Genomic DNA, 17,262 nt, shown 5'->3' with positions numbered 1-17,262 from the left:
AGGTCTATGGTGACGTTGGGGTATTGTTTCATGTAGGCCACGACCTTGTCGAGCTCGATGGACGCGTCGGCGCGGATGGTGGCCTGGTTGAAGTCGAAGTAGACGTTGTTCATGACGAAGACGTCGCCTTTTTCGGGTTTCTTCTCCAGGTAGAGCGTGACGGTGGTGGTGTCTTTGGCGTCTTTGGTGATGGTTTTGCCGTCGGCGATAAAGCCGTCTTTGAAGGCGCTGTCGAGGTAGCCGGCGCCGGGGGTTACTTCCTCGTAGTCCGCGGCGGTGGCGCCGTTGAGGCGGATTTGGGCGCCGGCGATTGGGTGGCCGGTCAGCTTGTCGAGGACGCGGGTTTTTAGGATGAAGCGCTTCGGCTCTGGTGTGCCGGCGCGGCCGGTGTTTACGGCCAGACCGGCGCGGCCGGGAGAGCCGGGAGCGTCGGTGGCGTCCGACGAATCGGGCAGCGAGGCGTTGGTCGCCGGCGCCAGGTTGCGCACCGCGACGGCGGGAGCGGGCGGGGCGGCCGGTTTGGGCGGCGCGGGCGGCACTACCGCGAACGCGTAAATGTCATCGCCCCCGCGGCCGCCCTGGCGGTCGGAAGAGATGTAACCGGCGGTCGAATCGCGGAGCGTAAAATAAAAGTCGTCGCCGGGGCTGTTCAACGGGTAGCGCAGGTTGGCGACCGAGGTCCAGGCGGACAGCGAGCCACACGCTTTAAATACGTCGAAGCCGCCCATGCCGGCGTGGCCCTTGCTGGCGAAGTACAACACGCCGTCGGGGCCGACGTAGGGGAAGCCTTCTTCTTCGGCGGTGTTCACCGCGGGGCCGCAGTTGACGGGCGCGCCCCAGGAGCCGTCGGACTGGCGGAGGCTGTACCAGATGTCGGTTTTGCCGTAGCCGCCGGGCATGTCGCTGGCGAAGTACAAGACCGGGCCGTCGATGGCGGCCTGGCCGATGGAATATTTGCTGCTGTTGTTGTAGGCGAAGGGTTGGGCGGTGGACCAGTGGCCGCTGCTGTCGCGCGCGGTCCACCAGAGCTCGAGCCGGCGGATGCGGATGGTCACCGTCTTGCCGTTCTGCTGGAACTGGATCTTGTCGCCGGGGTCCTTGAGCGAGCCGGTGTTGGTGACGCTGAACCAGGCGGTGTCGCCGGCCCGGTTAAAGGTCACCGCGCCGTCGTGGTAACGCTTGTCGTTGAGGACGGGGGAAAAACCCGTGACCGAACCGCTGTCCAGCACGTAGACCTTCTGGTAAGGGTCGCCGGAGGAAAAGCCGGACGCGCTGAAGATGCTACCCTTGGGGGCAAAACGGCCGCTGTCAGACGTAAATACGATCCCGCGCCCGTAGGAGACCGCACCCCAGTCGGAACCGGAGGTATTGACGGAAGCAAGGTTGGACACCGAATAAGCGGTAGGGGCGGCCATCCATACGAGGGCGGAGTCGCAACCGGCGACGCGGGTACCGAGCACGCTGTCGGGGATATGGGCATACGCGGTCTTTGCCTCGGCGTAGCGGCCCAGGCTTTTGAGCACGTCCCCATAGCCAAGCCAGTCGCAGACCTGGCAGGTCGGGTTCTCGGTGACTTTTTTATACCAGCGCGCGGCGTTGGCGTAGTCGTTGATTTCCTGGTAACACTTCGCCAGTCGGGCGGGGATGTCGGGCGGCGCCTTGTGGAAGCGGTAGTGCTCGACCTTCTCATAGAGGTGCGCGGCGAGGGTATACTCCTGGTTGTCGTATGCCCTGTCGGCCATGGCGATCGACAGGTTTGTCTCTTGCGCACGCGCGGCGAAAAGGCCGGACGACAGGATTATGGCGAGTAAGAGCTGCTTCATAGAATCGGATTAAAAATATCTTGGCGTGGCCATGTACTGGCCCGATTTCTTGGTTTTGAAAACGTACCCGACGGATATCTCGTGGGACCCGCTCTGGTAATTGGACAACCCGCTGGTCGTAAAGTCGTAGCTGTACCCCACGCGGAACTCCGGCGTGACGTAGAACTCGGCCATCACGCTGGCGGCGTCGGAGGCGGCGAGGTTGGACTGGAGGTTGTCCTTGTTCCAAATCCTGGCGCTGGTCCGGTAGGAACCACCCACCCACAGTACTTCATCGAAGAGGAAAAACACGTTCAGGTCCGCGTTGGTAGGCCCCTTGAAGTCTTCCTTGATCATGACGGAGGGTTTGAACTTGACCTCGTCGGAGACGTCCATCACGCCGCCCGCGGTGAGGTACATGGTAGTACCCTCGAGGAGCGACGAGTAGGTGGACCCGTTAGCGTAGTAGATGCGCCGGCCGCCGTCGAGGGAAAACAGGTTCATGATCGAGCCGCCTGCGTAAAAGTGTTTGGTATAGTAGTACACACCGAAGTTGGCGTCGGGGACGAACTTGGTCCGGACGGTGATGTCGGAGATTTCGGGGTCCCCCGGGTCTTCGTACTGGAAGGAGGAGCCGTTGAGGGAATATTGGGACAGCGTCCCGCCGATCCCCAGACAGATGCGGTGGGGGTTATCGGCTTCGTCGCCGCGGAGCGGGATACGGTAGGAGTACGAACCGGTCAGGGAATAGTTCTGCTGGGGGCCGAGCTGGTCGTACAGCAGCTGTACCCCAAGACCCATCCGCTCGTCGGATACGTTGGTAAGGGCGTCGAAGGTAACGGTTGCCGTTTTGGGCGCGCCCGAAAAACCCGTCCATTGGTCGCGGAACGTCCCGTTCAGGTACGGGGCGCCCTTGTAACCGGCGTAGGCGGGGTTCAGCGTCAGGCCGTCGAAGACGTACTGGCTGAACTGGACGCCTTGCTGGGCGTGTGCGAAGCTGCCGGTTCCGCAGGCGATTAAGAGGATAAGAAGTAAGCGGTTTTTCATCATCGGATAATTTCTACCCAGCCCTTGAAGGTTTGCCTGCCCCCAGGGATGTTGGCGGTTAATACGTAATAATAGGTGCCTGCATTGAGTCCGCTGCCGCCCCAGTCGTTATGGTAGTCCTCGCTCTGGTAGACCTCGCTGCCCCAGCGGTTGAACACGCGCAGCGTGGAACCGGGGTAGCGGTCCAGGCCAACGACGTAGAACAGGTCGTTCTTGCCGTCGCCGTTGGGCGTGATGACGTTGGGGATGAAGAGGTCGCCCGCGAAGACAAAGGTGGCGGTCGAATGATTGTTGGTGGTATCCGTATCTAGGGTAGCCGAAGTGACATGGCCGGTATTGGATATAGTGCCAAAGCTCTTGAGCAGTATGTCGAAAGTAAGGGTGACGGATGACTTGGCGGAGACCGTGGGGATGTTCCAGGTCAGGGATTGGCCGTCGTAGAGGGGGGTGCCCCCGGTGAAATTAACCGGCGTCCCCAGCCCCGTGGGGAGGGTGTCGGTGACCACCACGTTCTGTGCGTCGTCGGGGCCGTTGTTGGTTATGGTCAGGGTATAAGTGACGGGTTTCTTTACGCTGTAAGGGCCGTTGCTCACGGTCTTGGTCATGGCCAAATCTGCCTTGGGAAGACAGGGGTTGTCGATGACCGCCGCGTTGCTGATGTCGGAGGTACAATTGAAGCTGTTCTCCGCCGTGACGCTATAGCTGGCGGCCGTGGTGGCGGTATAGGTCTGGGCGGTGGCGCCGCTGATGGCGTTGCCGTCCTGGTACCACTGATACGTGTTGCCGGCCGGATTGGCGGTCAGTACCAGCGTCTGGCCGGGACAGATCCCCAGCGGGCCGGCCGCGGTGATCACCGGGGCGGAGGGCGTGGGGTTGACCGTGACCGTTATAGTGGTACTGGACAGCGACTGGCAGCCGTTGGCGTCACCGGCTTTTACGGTGTAAACACCGGAGGCGGTGGCGGAATAGTTGTTCGTGGTCGCGCCGGCAATAAGGGTCGGCGTCGTGGTGGCGTCGGGGGCCTGGTACCACTGGTAACCGGTGGCGCCGGAACCGGTGGCCGACAAGGCTACGCTTTCGCCGTCGCAGAAGGTTAGCGGGCCGCCGGCCGCGGTCAGCGGCGTGGAGGGCGTCGGGTTGACGCTGATCGATATCCCGCTGCTGGCGGTGGAGGTACAGCCGTTACCGTCGGTGACGGCAATCGTATAGGAACCGGATACCCTGGCGGTATCGGTGGTCGCGTTGGCGTTCGGGATGGCCGTACCGTTGAACAGCCATTGGTAGGTCAGGGTGCCGGTAGCCGTGGCCGTTAGGATGGCGCTGTCCCCCTGGCAGAACGTGTTGTTACCGGTGATGGCCACCGTCGGGGCCGCCGGGTTCGGGTTCACCGTCACGGGGAAGCCCGTGCTGGGGGGCGATACGCAGCCATTGGCGTCGGTCAGGGTCACGGTATAGCTACCCGACTGGCTGCCGGCGTAGCTGCCCCCCGTGGCGCCGGTGATGGCCGTGCCGTTGAGCAGCCACTGGTACGTGGACGCAGTGGGCGTGGCCGTTAATACGACGCTGTTCCCGGCGCAGAAGACGGACGGACCGCCGGCGGCGATGGTGGGCGCGGCGGGCAACGGGTTGACCGTTACGGCGAGCGCGGTACTGGGGGCCGAGGTGCAACCGCTCAGGTTGGTCACGGTCACCGTATAGCTGCCCGAGGCCTTTGCCGTGTCGGTGGTCGTGGTGACGTTCGGCTGGGCCGTGCCGTTCAGGAACCACTGGTAGCTGTTGGCGCCGGAGGCGTTGACGCTGAGGATCACGCTGTCCCCCGCGCAGATGCCGGTGTTGCCGCCCGCGGTGATGCTGGGCGTCGAGGGCAGCGGGTTGACGGCCACGGTGACGGGTATCGTCGTGATCGAGGAACAGGGGTTCGACAACAGCACGGTGTAGGTCCCCGGGTCCGTGGCGGTCCAGGCCGCGGTGGTCCCGCCGCTGAGCGCCACCCCGTTGAGGAACCACTGATAGGTGGTCACGCCGGTGGCGTTCGCGGTCAGCACCACGCTACCGCCCTGGCAGAAGTTCGTGGGTCCGGCGGCGGACACGGTGGTGCTCAGGGGCTGTAGCTGCGGGTACACGGTCACGCTGACCGGCGCGCTCGAGGCGGTACAGCCGTAGGCGTTCGACACGAGCACCGTGTAGCTGCCCGAGGAATCGGTCGAGAACGTCTGGGACGTCTGGCCGTTGATCACGGTATCATTGTTGAGCCAAAGGAAACCTGTAGCCCCCGCTGCGTTGGCGGTCAGCGTAACGCTGCCGCCCGCGCAAAACGTGGTCGGACTGCCCGCGCTAAGGGTTGGCGTAGCGGGGACAGGGTTGACCTGTACCGTTGCGGGGCTACTGGTCGCATTGGAGCAAGGGTTGGAAATCATTACGGTATACTGTCCGGTGGCCGTGGCGACATAGGAGCTCGAAGTGGCGCCGGGTATGGGGGTTCCATTGAGGGCCCACTGGAAACCGGTCACACCGGTTCCGGAGACCGACAGGGTCACGCTCTGACCCTGGCAGAATATCTGCGAGCCGCTGGCGTTGATGACCGGGGCGGTCAGCTGCGGGTAGGCGTTGACGGTAGTGAGCGCGCTCGGCAGCGAGCTACAACCCAGGCTGTTGACCGCCGTGACCGAATAATCGCCGGTGGCGGTGGCAGCATAGGTCTGGGCGGTGGCGCCGGTGATGGCAACGCCTTCCACGAACCACTGATAGGCGGTGGCTCCGGCGGGGTTGGCCGTCAGGGTAACGCTGCCCGGGGCGCAGAAGTCGGTGGGACCGCCGGCGCTGATCGTCGGGCTGGCCGGCGCGGGGTTGACCGTCACCGTGATCTGCGAGCTCGTCTGCGGCGTGGCGGAACAGGGGTTGGCCACCGTGACCGTGTATATGCCCGGCGCTGTCGCAAACCAGCTTTGGTTTATCGCGCCGGTGATGGCCACGCCGTTCAGGTACCATTGGTAGCTGGCGACGTTGCTGTTATTGGAGGTCAGGTTCACCCCAAGGCCCTCGCAAAAGGTCGTGGGGCCGCCGGCGTTGATCACGGCGCCCGTCAGGGGGGTATAGACCGTTACGGTCGTCGGGCTGCTCACGGAGGAAGGACAACCGTTCGTATAACTGACGGTGTAGCTGCCGGAGGCGGACGCGGTAAAGGTCTGGCCGGTCGCGCCGGAGATGGGCACCCCGCCCGCGTACCACTGCCAGGCGGCGGCGCCCGAGCCCGTCGCACTGAGCGTCACGGTCCCCGGCGTACAAAAGCCCAGGGGCCCGCCCGCATTGATCGTCGGCGCCGGGGGCGGTGTAGCGACGGTGACGGTCACGGTCTGGCTGGTGGCGGAAGGACAGCCGTTGCTGTTCAGATAAGTGACGGTATAGTTACCGGACGCGGTGGTGGTATAGGTATTGGTGGTGGCGCCGCTGATGAGGCTGCCGTTCTGGAACCACTGATAGGTCGTGGCCCCGCTCGCTGAGGCGGTCAGCGTCACGCTCCCGCCGCTACAAAAGGTGGTGGGGCCGCCGGCGGTTAGTGTCGGGGCGGCGGGTATGGGCTCCACGGTCACGCTGGTGGGGTCGCTGGCCGCGGAGCTACAGCCGTTGCCATCGGTGATGGTCACCGTATAGCTGCCGGAGGCGCTGGCGCTGTAAGTCGAGCTGGTGGCGCCGGCGATCGCGGTGCCGTTCTGCGTCCATTGAAAGGAAGTCGCACCGGATCCGTTGGCCGTCAGGACGACGCTCTGGCCGGCACAAAGGGGTGTATTTCCCCCGGCCGCGATGGTCGGTTTGGCCGGCGTGGGGTTGACCGCGACAGTTAGCGGCTGGCTGACGGGAGACGCGCATGAGCCCGCTCCCGTGACGGATACGGTGTACGCGCCGGGTGCGGTGGCGGTGTAGGTAGACGCGGTGGCGCCGCTGATGGCGGTCCCGTTGAGGAACCATTGATAGGTCTGCGCCCCGGTAGCATTGGCGGTCAGGGTAACGCTCCCGCCCGCGCAAAACGTTTTCGGGCCGCCGGCCGTGATGGTCGGGGCGGCTGGGTTGGGGTTGATCGTCACCGTTACCGGGTTGGAAGCCGGAGACGCGCAACCGCTGGCATTGGTAACGACCAGGGTATAGCTACCGGCGGCGCTGGCCGTATAGTTGTTGGCGGTCGCGCCCGAAATAGCGGCGCCGTTCAGATACCATTGATAGCTGGAATAGGTCGCGCCGGCGCTCAGGATGACGCTGCCCGAACCGCAAAAGGTGGTGGTCCCGCTGGTATTGACCGCGGGCGCCGCGGGCGCGGGCAAGGTCGTCACCGTAGTGGTGGCGCTGGCCGCGGAGCTGCAGCCCTGGCTGTTCTTTACGCTCACGGCATAGGTGCCCGCCGTGCTGGCGTTGTATGACTGGCTGGTGGCGCCGGCGATCGAGGTCCCGTTCTGGGTCCACTGATAGGAGGTCGCGCCCGAAGCGTTGGCCGTAAGGGTCACCGCATTGCCGGAGCAGAATGTGGTGCTGCCGCCCGCCGTCACCGTGGGCGTCGGGGGGTTCGGATACAACGTGACCTGCGTGGAGGGGCTGGCGGAAGACGTCCCGCCCGCATTGGTGGCCGTAACGGTATACATACCGGCCGCGGTGGCGGTATACGAGGCCGTGGTGGCTCCGGTAATCGCGGTCCCGTTCAGGTACCACTGGAAAGACGTGGCCCCGGTCGAGGTCGCTGTCAGCACGACGCTTCCGCCCTGGCAAAACGAAGTGCTACCCCCCGCGGTGATCGCAGGCGTAGGCGGCGCCCCGGCCCCGGCATACACCGGCGCCAGGCTACATACAGCCAATAAGCAGAGGAGAATAGAGGGTAAGCGGCGGAAGCTCGCGCTTCCCAACAACTTTTGCATAGGACTGGATTACAACGTAAATTTAGTCTTTTTTTCTTCTCCTATAGCTTTTATTGTTAATCAATTGCAAATGTCGGACAAAAAACCTGTCGAATCCCGCCTACAAAGCCAAGTTATCCTGGTAACGGGCGCATCCTCGGGCATTGGTAAGGAGTCCGTTATAACATTGCTCGCCCGGGGCCATATCGTATACGGCGGCGCCCGCCGCCTGGAAGCCATGGAGGATATAAAGGCGCTCGGCGCCCGGGTGCTTTTTATGGACATGACCCGCGAAGAGACGTTAACCGAGGCCGTTAGTACCGTCCTGGCGGAGCAGGGCCGCATCGACGCCCTCGTCAACAACGCGGGCTACGGGTCCACCGGGGCGATCGAAGACGTGCCGTTGTCTGAGGCTTCCCGCCAGTTCTCGGTAAACGTTTTCGGGCTCGCCCGTTTGACGCAGCTCGTGCTGCCGTCGATGCGTTTATCTGGTTTCGGGACCATCGTCAACCTCTCTTCCGTCGGCGGCAGGATCGCGACACCCATGTCCGGCTGGTACAACGCCACCAAATATTCCGTCGAGGCGCTCAGCGACGCGCTCCGGCACGAGTGCCGTGGGTTCGGTATACGCGTGGCCATCATCGAGCCCGGGGGTATCGCGACGGGCTGGACGGCGCAGGCCGAGGCATCGGTGGCGAGTGTGTCGGGGCACACGGCCTATGCGCCGATGGCGGCGCGGCTGCTGCGCGTGTTCGCCGACTACGGTCCCCGTCTCTCCCGCCCTTCCGTGATCGCTTCGCTCATCGTGCGCGCCATCGAGGCGCGCCGGCCGCGCCGGCGGTATGTCGGGGGTTTCGGGGCGCGCGGCGCGCTGCTGGCGGTGCGGCTGCTGCCTTCTTTTGTGCTTGACTGGGTTATCGGGTGGCAGTTTGGCCGGTGAGGCATTCGCAGGGTCCCATGCTCCCCGGAGTATCCCCGGTGCTCCCGCAGGTTCCCATGCCCCCGAAGTTCCCCGGTGCTCCCTACGGTTCCGTGGCTGCCCCCCACGGTTCCGTGGCTGCTCCCCGGAGTTCCCCGGTGCTCCCCACGGTTCCGTGGCTGCCCCCCATGGGGTTTTTCTCTCTTACGATTTTGGGCAAGCTTCCACTTGGGAAATCGCCCCATTTCTTGCAAATAACCAAGGTAAAGCTTGTCTAAAAATCCCCGGAGGGGTGCTGGGGATTTTGGGGCAAGGTATAACTTGGGAATTCGACCGATTTGGGCGACTTAGCCAAGGTAAAGCTTGCCCAAAATCGTAAGAGAGAAAAACCCTCCGGGGATGTGCCTCCGGGGGATGTGCCTCCGGCGGGTGACATGCCAATGCGGGGCAACCACCGGGCAGGCGACTCGTGCGCGGGCGACTCTTGGGCGAGCGACTCGCGGGCGGGCGATTCGTTCCCAAGCGATTCGTGTGCCCCCGGCGAACGTTTACCGCCCGGGCGTCTCGAACGACTGCCGGAACGCCATCGGCGACAGGCTGGTTTGCGCCTTGAAGAGTTTACTGAAGGACTGGAGGTGCTCGAAGCCCAGCTCGTAGGCGATCTCGCTGACGGATAGACCGGTGGTGGATAGTTTTTCTTTGGCGAGCGCGATGAGCTTGTCGTGGAGGTGCTGCTGCGCGGTGCGGCCGGTGAGGGCCTTGAGCATGCTGCTCAGGTAGTTCGGGGTTACGTGGAGCGTGGCGGCGATGTCCGCCACCGTGGGGAGGCCCTTGACGCCGCTGCGGAAATGCTCGTCCAGCAAGTCTTCTAACCGGACGAGGAGCTCATGGCTCGTGGTCTTGCGGGTGAGGAACTGGCGGTGGTAGAATCGGTCGGCATAGGTGAGGAGGAGTTCGACCTGGGCGATGAGGACGCGTTGGGTGAACTGGTCGATGTTGCCGTGATATTCCTGGGCCATGTATTGGACGATGCCGTTGATCATGACCTCTTCTTTCTCCGACAGGTACAGGGCTTCCTTGACCGAGTAGTCGAAGAAGGTGTATTGCTTGACGGTACGGGCGAGGCTGGTGCCCCATATGAAATCGGGGTGCATCAGGATGATCCAGCCGGGCGGCGGTTCGGTGACACCCTCGGGTATGCCGAAGCCAAAGACCTGGCCCGGCGCCATAAAGAACAGGACGCCCTCATCGAAGTCGCCGGAGTGCTGGCCGTACTGGAACGTCATGCCGGACGGCCGTTTCATGGTGATGCAGTAGAAGTCGAACACGAGGCGTACGGGTTCGCCCCTGAATGGCGGGTCGACGTCCGCCAGGTCGATGACGCTGAACAGCGGGTGTTCCGGCTTGGGCAGGCGCCAGCGGCGGTGGTATTCGGTGATGGACTTGATCCGTATCGGGGGCATAGCGAAAGTTAACGATATTTCTGCCGGTAGGCCGTGGCGAATTCGCGGGCGAAATCGGCGAGCTTGACCTTGCCCATCCTGGGGTTGCCCATGTGAAAGTTCTCCAGCGTTTTGCCGCTGTGCATGGCGGCTTGCATGCCGACGAGGGTGTGCGCGAGCTTTTCGGGGACCTTAGCCATTTTCAGGCCTTGCAGCATTTGTTTGTCGGTGAGCAGGATCCATTTCAGCCAGGGTTTGCCGATGGCCGTGCCGATGATGCGGGCGGCTTCGTTACAGGTCATCTCTTCGCTGCCGACGTAGCGGATCGTCGGGCCCGCACCGGTCAGGAGTTCTTCCGCGGCCGCATCGGCGATGTCCAGGGGTGACACGAATACCACGCGGTCATCCCCGCCGTAGTTCCCCATCAACAACCCGGTGCGCCCCCGTAGCAGTGCCCCCACGCCGACATACCGGAGGGTCAGCAATGAACCCATGAGCCCGGCCCCGCGGATCAGGCCCATCGACTGATAGAAATTGGTATAAAAGGAAGCGGGGCGGAGAATGGAAAGGGACACACCGGGCAACTCCCCGAAAATGCGTTCCGCATCGCCCTCGCCGACCAGGTCCGCCGCCCACCCGCTGAGCGCTACGACGCGCCGGACGCCGGCCGAAAGGATCGCTTGCACATAGTTTTCGGCTATGCGGCGCGTATAGGCTTCGAGGTCGGGTTCCGCGAAGCTGAGCGGGATCATGGCGTAGACGGCGTCCGCGCCGGAAAATGTCGTGCGTAAAAATGCAACATCCGTGAGCGAACCCACCGCGGGCCGCGCGCCAAGGGCCTGGATGGCGAACGCCTTGTTCGCGTCGCTGGTGATAACGGTGACGTCGTGGCCCTGCCGTATTAAAGTTTCGGCGAGGGGTTTGCCGATATTCCCGAGCGAACCGGTTACGATGATGTTCATACGGCAAAGTTCCTCCGCGCCAGCGGGATTCATTTAGCCGAAAAAGGGATTAGTTTAGCCGGATTTTACCCCACAGCTTATTCATCACGACCTGCTCGATTACCTGCTCCCGGTAGTTGCGGCTGATGGGGACGCGGTGGTCGGCGATGAATATCTCGTTGCCTTCGATGGCGGTAATTTGCTGTATGGAGACGATGTAGGATTTGTGGACGCGGATAAAGGACTTGGGGTCGAGGTTCTCTTCCAGGTTTTTGAGGTAGAGCAAGGTCATGAATTTACCGCGGGTCGTCACAATGGTCACATAGTTCTGCATGCCTTCGACGTAGAGGATTTCGTCGAAGGTGATTTTTTCGTATTTGGTGCCGCATTTGATAAAGAAATGGTCCGCGGATGCAGCGGGTTGCTCGACGGCTTTTTGTAAACGAAGCTGGTGGTATTCGCGGGCCTTATGGGCGGACTTGAAGAAGCGGTCGAAGGTGATGGGCTTCAGGAGATAGTCGAGGGCGTTGAGCTGGAAACCGTCGAGGGCGTAGGTCGGGAAAGCGGTGGTGATGATGACCATGGGCGGCTGGCGGACGATCTTCAGGAAGTCGATGCCGTTCATCTTCGGGGTCTGGATGTCGAGGAAGATGAGGTCGACCGGGTGGCGCTCGAGGAGGCTCATGAGCTCGACGGGGTTCTCGCAGATGGCGACGAGGTTCAGGAAGTCGACCTCGCGGACGTAGTCGGCCATGCCTTCCCGCGCCAGGGGCTCGTCATCGACTATAACGCAATTGATGGGGGTCATGGGAGGGCGGTTTGAGGGGTGGCTGGCTGCGCCGGCAAAACGGAAAGCTGCCGCAGCTGCAGCCTCACGTCGAAGCGCTCCTCGCTGGCGTGGATAAAAAGATCGTAGTTCCCGGGATACATCAGGTCGAGGCGGCGCCGGACGTTGGCCAGGCCGATGCCGCCGTAGTGGACGACTTCGCGCTGGGTGCCGGGGGCGGCGCTGTTGGAGACGACAAAATCGAGGAGCGGACCCGCCTGGTCGAGCTGGATGTCGATCCAGTGTTGTTGTTCGGGTCCGCGGGAGACGTGCTTGAAGGCGTTCTCGACAAAGGTCAGCAGGACGAAGGGTGCGATGGCCAATGAAGAGCCGTCCTGACGGCGGAGATGCATATCGACGGTGACGTTTTCGTTCTGGCGCAGTTTTTCCAGCTCCACAAAGTTCTCCAAATACGCCAGCTCGCTGCTGAGCGGGATCTCGCGGTCGTTGCATTCGTAGAGCTGGTAGCGCAGCAGGTCGGAGAACTTGGCCAGGGAGGCCGAGGCGCGGTCGGGGTTCTTATGGATCAGGAAAAAGATCGAGTTGATGGTGTTGAACAGGAAGTGGGGGTTGAACTGGTTGCGGAGGAATTTGAGCTCGGTTTCGAGCTTTTCCTTTTCGAGGGCCTGCGCGCGCTGGCGCGTCTGGTACCACTGGCGGGCCAGGTGGATGGCCATGCCGAGCGTCATCGCGGCGGTTACGGCCGGGAGCGGGTTGGCCATGAACAGCGACCAGAAGGTGGCTTCATCGCCCCATTGCTGGTGCAGTGTCAGACCCCGCGTCCAGGCCGTTCCATAATAGGCGGTCGGGACGATGAGCGCGGCGGATACGATGATCGTCGCCACGACGGAGAGGACATAGGCGGTGACGCGGTTCCGCTCCAGGAGCCGGGGCATGAGGAAATAGAGGTTAAAACAGACGGCGGCCGTCTCCCATATCCAGTAGCCGGTGAACTTGACGGCATAGACCGACAGCAGCGCCTGGTTGACCGAATAAAAGCTCCGGGACGAGACGACCCACCACAGGTATCCATACACCAACCAGAAGGGGAGGTGGTACAGCTTGTAGCGGAGAATGACCGACTTCATCACCTGAAGGTACGCAAAGTCCGGTGGAGACGTAGGGCCCGATTGACCAACGACATCCACCGGTATATGAAATGCACGGGTGCATTTGGTCAATTATTGGCTACCGGTGAGCAATCGCATTTTCAAGCCCGCGCAGCGGAAGGTTCCTTTGCGGTATGATGCTACTCATTGCGCTCGCGCTCCTGCAAACCGACACCACCCACCTGAAGGTGAAACAACTCTCCGACGTGGTCGTGAAGGCCCAAAAGCCCGTCTATGAGCAAAACGCCTACGGTACCCTGGTCAACGTCTCTAACGACGTGCTCGCCACCGGTAGCTCGGCGCTCGAGGCACTGCAGCGGGCCCCGGGGATACGCGTCGACCCCCGCTACAACACCCTATCGCTCAATGGGAAGAGCGGGGTGATCGTGATGATCGACGGGCGCGTCAGCCATATGTCCGGCAGCCAGCTGATGACGTTCCTGAACAGCCTCAACGCAGACGACATCGAGCGGTTCGAGCTGATGACCACGCCCCCGGCGAACGTGGACGCCTCGGGGAGCGCGGGGGTGATCAACATCGTCCTGAAAAGGGACCGCAAAACCGGGAACCACGCCGCCCTGACGGCCACCGGCGGGTACGGGCAATACGAGAAGTTTTCCGGGAGCCTGCGGCTGGAGCACAATACCAAAAAGCTAAACCTGTGGACGAGCTATTCCGTCCAGCACAACCATGCGGCCAACACGCTAACGGCGGTGGGTAGCGAGATCGTGCCCCAGTGGAGCGGGCTGACGACGTTCGCGTACGGGAGCTCGGGGACCAGCATTTCGGACGCCCATACGGTCCAGGCGGGGATCGATATAAAGCCGGACGACAAAACCACCGTTTCGATGGGGGCGTACCACACGTGGGACCCGTCCCATTATACCAACCACAACACGGTGGCGTATGCCTTCCCGGACTCGGCCTTTTCGTTCGACGGGTACCTTTCATCGAGGAGCCACTGGAGGGGCGGAGACGAGTGGGCGTCGGTGGAGCGCCGTTTTCGCGGCAGCGGTAAAGTCAAGCTCTTGCTGGATTATGAGGCCGATCAGCCGGGGACCAGCGGGGTGGTGCAAAGTACGTTCCTGGACCAGCATGGCAAGCCGGTGGACCCGAACGACACGGCCTTTGCGCCGGAGCAGCAGACATGGTCCGGCGCGGTGCTCCACAGCGGTACCGCGCAGCTCGACTATTCGCAGCCGATAGGCAAATCATGGACCCTCGAGGCCGGGGCAAAGGCGGACTACTCCCACAACCTCAGCGGCGGCGGTGTGAGCGGCCTGGTGAACGGCGTCTGGGTGGACCGCGGCGGTACCCAGTCGGAGCTCCTGGTGCGTGAAAACATCGACGCCGCTTACGCCTCGCTCCATGTCCGGCTGGACTCCACGCTGACGCTGATCGCGGGCGTACGGTACGAATATTCGCACACGCTTGGGACCAGCGAGCCCGCGGGGACGGATACGCTCGACCGTAAGCTGGGCGGGTTCTTCCCCGACGTTTTTCTGACGAAAATCATCGCCCCCCGCCAAACCCTGCAGCTGTCGTATACCAAACGCATCACCCGGCCCGGTTATGACGACCTCTCCAACGCCGTGGGGTACAACGACCCGCTATCGGTGTTTACGGGCAACCCGCTGCTCCAGCCCACCATCACGCAAAACCTCAAATTCGGTTATACCAACCGCGGCTATTCCGTCTCCCTGCTGGCGAGCCATGACCGCTACCCCATCGCGCGCTACCAGGTGGTGGCCAAACCCGGTAGCGACCTTATCTACATCATGCCCGAGAACCTCGACTACCAGGACCAGCTGATGCTCCAGGCCGTACTGCCGTTGAAGCTGACGTCCTGGTGGGACATCAATACCACCTTTACCGGCGGGTGGACGCGCTACGCGGCGTCCTTCGATCCCCAGCCCTATACCAAAACGTTTCCCGGCGCCAACATCGACGTTACCGGCATTTTCCGCCTGCCGCAGCATATCACGGTCGAGGTATACGGGAACTATACGACCCGGAGCTATTACGCGGCCAACCGTGACGCGGGGAACGCGGCGCTGAGCCTCGGGATCAAGAAAGAATTGAGTGCGACCTCCAACCTGTTGCTATCGGTCACGGATATCTGCCGGATGCAGTACATCAATACGCTCGGGACGGTGACGCGCGATGCGTTTGCGTCGGATGTATGGGTGAGCTACCGGCCGGAAAGCTGGGTTCGGCCGGTCTTGAAGCTGAGCTATACGCGGTCGTTTGGTCCCCGCTAAACCCCTCTAGTGCGACAGGTTTTGGAAAAACTGCTGCAGCAGCGCCACGAGTATCGGCGAGCTCGCCGCCAGGATACCCACGAAGCGGCCCATGAGGCTTTCGAGCAACCGGGCGGGGGCGCCATCGGCGGGGCCCTGGTCCGGCATGGACGACACCAGCGCCAGCATATTGACCCGCACCGGCAGATAAAACAACAGGAGCAGCACGGTATAGAACCCCGCCAGCAGGTAGACGAAGTCGTACACCAGGAAGGGCGCCCCGGTCTGGGCCTGATAGAAACGGAACAGGTCGATGGAGTTGATGGCGGAGAAAAGGCTCCCCAGCCACACGACGAGGAGCGACAGGATGGTGGCCGCCACAAAAAAGAAGGCGTTAAAGGATCGCCGGAGCTCCTTATAGTCGCGGACGCAGGACTCGGCGGTAGTGGCGCTGAAGCGCTGGAGCACGATGCCCATGGCCCTGGCCGTGAGCAGGAAGCCAAACAGACAGCACGCTGCGGCGCTGTTCCCCAGGATGACGCAGATCAGCATCACGCCGCCAAAACCCTGCATATAATAGTCGCTGTCGATCAGACCGCCGGCGTAAAGCCGGCCGTACAGGGTGACCAGGAACAGTCCGATGGCCGCGACCGTGGCGACGCCGAGCAAAATGACGTTCTTCCGCTTGATGACGATCCCGTCGCCGCGCAGCTTGTCGGTCATCTGCCGGGATATCTGGATACAGAGCGGGATCACGAGCACCCACAGCACGATCTGGAGGATCGAGATGAAAATCCAGAACCCGGTGGCGGGGTACTTGCGGATGTAGTCTATCGGCGAGTAGCTGGTGTCCCGCCATAGGATCGAGGCCTTTCCGAATATATAAAAGCTCTTGGTGGAGTCCGCCGTGCTGGGGAGCTTGTACACAAAGGGGATGGAGTCGGGACGTTGCATCCCCCCTACCCTATCGATCAGACGCCGGAGCGAATCCTTTTCCAGGAAAATCCCATAGTTGGCGTTCTTGGTAGCCGAGTCGTTCAGGTATTCCACCCGGAGGAGCTCCATGAGCTCGCTGGCCGCCCGAACCCTGCCGGTACTGTCGGTGCGGGCGCTGTCCGCGCTGTACGCCTGTTTGAGGACGCGCAGGGACGCTTCGCGCTTCCTGATCGAGATGTCCCTATACCCCGAGGAACGGAAACCCGTCAGCGCGCCCGTGAACAACAGGCTGCCGAAGAAAAAAGCAAGGATGCCTACCAGAACGTAGACGGCTTCCCAGGGGAATCTCATGGGATAAATATACGTAACTTCAGCCATGCGTTCGCTGAACCCCAAGACCGGCTTCCGCGCCCGCGGCATCGCGCTCGCGCTATTGGCGGCCGTCCTCTGGGGGGTGTCGGGGACGTGCGCGCAGTTCCTTTTCCAGTACCGCGGGGTGAGCGCGGAGTGGCTCGTCACCGTCCGCCTCCTGGGCGCGGGCGTGGTGCTGCTGGCCTGCTCCCGCGACTTCTGGACGATCTGGCGGCGCGACGGGTGGTCGCTGCTCGTCTTCAGCCTATGCGGCATTGGCCTTCGCCACGCTCGGGACTTTTTTGCTGGTGACGCACGGCAGCTTCCACAGCCTGTCCATATCGGGCTGGGCGCTGTTCTGGGGGCTGGCGTCGGCGGTGACGATGGTTTTTTATACGGTCCAGCCGGTAAGGATGTTGCATACCTATCCCTCTTCGCTCATCATCGGGTGGGCCATGGTGGTGTGCGGGGTTTGTTTTTGTTGTATCGCGCCCCCCTGGAAGGTCCCGGGGCACTGGGACGGGGCCGGTATGGGTTGTCTGGCGGCCATCGTTTTGCTGGGCACCCTTATCGCCTTTTACAGCTATCTGACGGCGGTGCGCCGGATCGGGGCCCCGACCACGAGCCTGCTCAGACCCAGCCGTTCTTGATGGCCTTCGCGACGAGCTCGGTGGAGGTTTTACAATCCGTTTTGTCGAGCATATTCTTCCGGTGCTTGTCCACGGTTTCCTTGGCGATGTTGAGCCGCCCGGCGATTTCCTTGTTGAGC

General features: G+C 62.5%; 11 protein-coding genes and 1 pseudogene. 3 read left to right on the top strand and 9 right to left on the bottom strand.

Features of this window, described 5'->3' with window-relative positions; all coding sequences use genetic code 11:
* The 3 genes and pseudogenes from VL547_RS06665 to VL547_RS06655 form a co-directional block, all read right to left on the bottom strand.
* Positions 1-1,823: pseudogene (locus VL547_RS06665) on the bottom strand (hypothetical protein); the annotation flags it as partial.
* A 9-nt stretch (positions 1,824-1,832) separates the two neighbouring features.
* Positions 1,833-2,849 (bottom strand): type IX secretion system membrane protein PorP/SprF, encoded by a 1,017-nt coding sequence (locus VL547_RS06660; RefSeq protein ID WP_325576533.1) that lies wholly within the window; start codon positions 2,847-2,849, stop codon positions 1,833-1,835.
* A complete protein-coding gene (locus tag VL547_RS06655) occupies positions 2,849-7,750 on the bottom strand; it encodes a gliding motility-associated C-terminal domain-containing protein (RefSeq protein WP_325576529.1) in 4,902 nt (1,633 codons plus the stop codon). The genes VL547_RS06660 and VL547_RS06655 overlap by 1 nt, the downstream gene beginning before the upstream one ends.
* Before the next feature lie 70 nt (positions 7,751-7,820).
* Between VL547_RS06655 and VL547_RS06650 the strand changes: the two genes are divergently transcribed.
* A complete protein-coding gene (locus VL547_RS06650; protein WP_325576527.1) occupies positions 7,821-8,669 on the top strand; it encodes an oxidoreductase in 849 nt (282 codons plus the stop codon).
* Positions 8,670-9,196: 527 nt separating this feature from the next.
* On the opposite strand, the gene VL547_RS06645 is transcribed toward VL547_RS06650, so the two are convergent.
* From VL547_RS06645 to VL547_RS06630, 4 genes are read right to left on the bottom strand one after another with little or no spacing between them, the layout of a single operon-like run.
* Positions 9,197-10,111, bottom strand: a complete 915-nt coding sequence (locus VL547_RS06645) for a helix-turn-helix transcriptional regulator (protein WP_325576525.1) — start codon at positions 10,109-10,111, stop codon at positions 9,197-9,199.
* An 8-nt stretch (positions 10,112-10,119) separates the two neighbouring features.
* Positions 10,120-11,052, bottom strand: coding sequence for an NAD(P)H-binding protein (locus tag VL547_RS06640; RefSeq protein WP_325576523.1), 933 nt, complete (start codon positions 11,050-11,052; stop codon positions 10,120-10,122).
* Between the two features lie 49 nt (positions 11,053-11,101).
* Positions 11,102-11,839, bottom strand: a complete 738-nt coding sequence (locus tag VL547_RS06635) for a LytTR family DNA-binding domain-containing protein (protein ID WP_325576521.1) — start codon at positions 11,837-11,839, stop codon at positions 11,102-11,104.
* The gene (locus VL547_RS06630; protein WP_325576519.1) at positions 11,836-12,945 is read right to left on the bottom strand and encodes a sensor histidine kinase; all 1,110 of its coding nucleotides are present in this window, start codon (positions 12,943-12,945) and stop codon (positions 11,836-11,838) included. The genes VL547_RS06635 and VL547_RS06630 overlap by 4 nt, the downstream gene beginning before the upstream one ends.
* Positions 12,946-13,100: 155 nt before the next feature.
* Between VL547_RS06630 and VL547_RS06625 the strand changes: the two genes are divergently transcribed.
* Positions 13,101-15,227: a TonB-dependent receptor domain-containing protein gene (locus tag VL547_RS06625; RefSeq protein ID WP_325576517.1), complete on the top strand. Its 2,127-nt coding sequence runs from the start codon at positions 13,101-13,103 to the stop codon at positions 15,225-15,227.
* A gap of 6 nt (positions 15,228-15,233) precedes the next feature.
* Here VL547_RS06625 and VL547_RS06620 read toward each other — a convergent pair whose 3' ends face one another.
* Positions 15,234-16,769 carry a hypothetical protein gene (locus tag VL547_RS06620; RefSeq protein ID WP_325576515.1) on the bottom strand — a complete coding sequence of 512 codons (1,536 nt, stop codon included), beginning with the start codon at positions 16,767-16,769 and terminating at the stop codon, positions 15,234-15,236.
* On the opposite strand from VL547_RS06620, the gene VL547_RS06615 reads away from it, so the two are divergent.
* Positions 16,769-17,143, top strand: coding sequence for a DMT family transporter (locus VL547_RS06615; RefSeq protein ID WP_325576513.1), 375 nt, complete (start codon positions 16,769-16,771; stop codon positions 17,141-17,143). The two genes, VL547_RS06620 and VL547_RS06615, sit on opposite strands and share 1 nt — an antisense overlap.
* Here the strand turns inward: VL547_RS06615 and VL547_RS24115 are convergent.
* Positions 17,124-17,249 (bottom strand): LuxR C-terminal-related transcriptional regulator, encoded by a 126-nt coding sequence (locus VL547_RS24115; RefSeq protein ID WP_414648333.1) that lies wholly within the window; start codon positions 17,247-17,249, stop codon positions 17,124-17,126. The genes VL547_RS06615 and VL547_RS24115 overlap by 20 nt on opposite strands.
* Positions 17,250-17,262: the final 13 nt, after the last annotated feature.

The organism is Dinghuibacter sp. (assembly GCF_035492835.1).
In the GTDB taxonomy this organism is placed as follows: domain Bacteria; phylum Bacteroidota; class Bacteroidia; order Chitinophagales; family Chitinophagaceae; genus Dinghuibacter.
Note: the sequence above shows the minus strand (reverse complement) of the source record. Positions and strands in the feature narration are given on the sequence as shown.

Bases quoted from the DNA above. Each gene is read 5' to 3' on its own strand.
- VL547_RS06660 (WP_325576533.1), bottom strand. From the start codon at position 2,849: ATGAAAAACCGCTTACTTCTTATCCTCTTAATCGCCTGCGGAACCGGC.
- VL547_RS06655 (WP_325576529.1), bottom strand. From the start codon at position 7,750: ATGCAAAAGTTGTTGGGAAGCGCGAGCTTCCGCCGCTTACCCTCTATT.
- VL547_RS06650 (WP_325576527.1), top strand. From the start codon at position 7,821: ATGTCGGACAAAAAACCTGTCGAATCCCGCCTACAAAGCCAAGTTATC.
- VL547_RS06645 (WP_325576525.1), bottom strand. From the start codon at position 10,111: ATGCCCCCGATACGGATCAAGTCCATCACCGAATACCACCGCCGCTGG.
- VL547_RS06640 (WP_325576523.1), bottom strand. From the start codon at position 11,052: ATGAACATCATCGTAACCGGTTCGCTCGGGAATATCGGCAAACCCCTC.
- VL547_RS06635 (WP_325576521.1), bottom strand. From the start codon at position 11,839: ATGACCCCCATCAATTGCGTTATAGTCGATGACGAGCCCCTGGCGCGG.
- VL547_RS06630 (WP_325576519.1), bottom strand. From the start codon at position 12,945: ATGAAGTCGGTCATTCTCCGCTACAAGCTGTACCACCTCCCCTTCTGG.
- VL547_RS06625 (WP_325576517.1), top strand. From the start codon at position 13,101: ATGATGCTACTCATTGCGCTCGCGCTCCTGCAAACCGACACCACCCAC.
- VL547_RS06620 (WP_325576515.1), bottom strand. From the start codon at position 16,769: ATGCCGCATAGGCTGAAGACGAGCAGCGACCACCCGTCGCGCCGCCAG.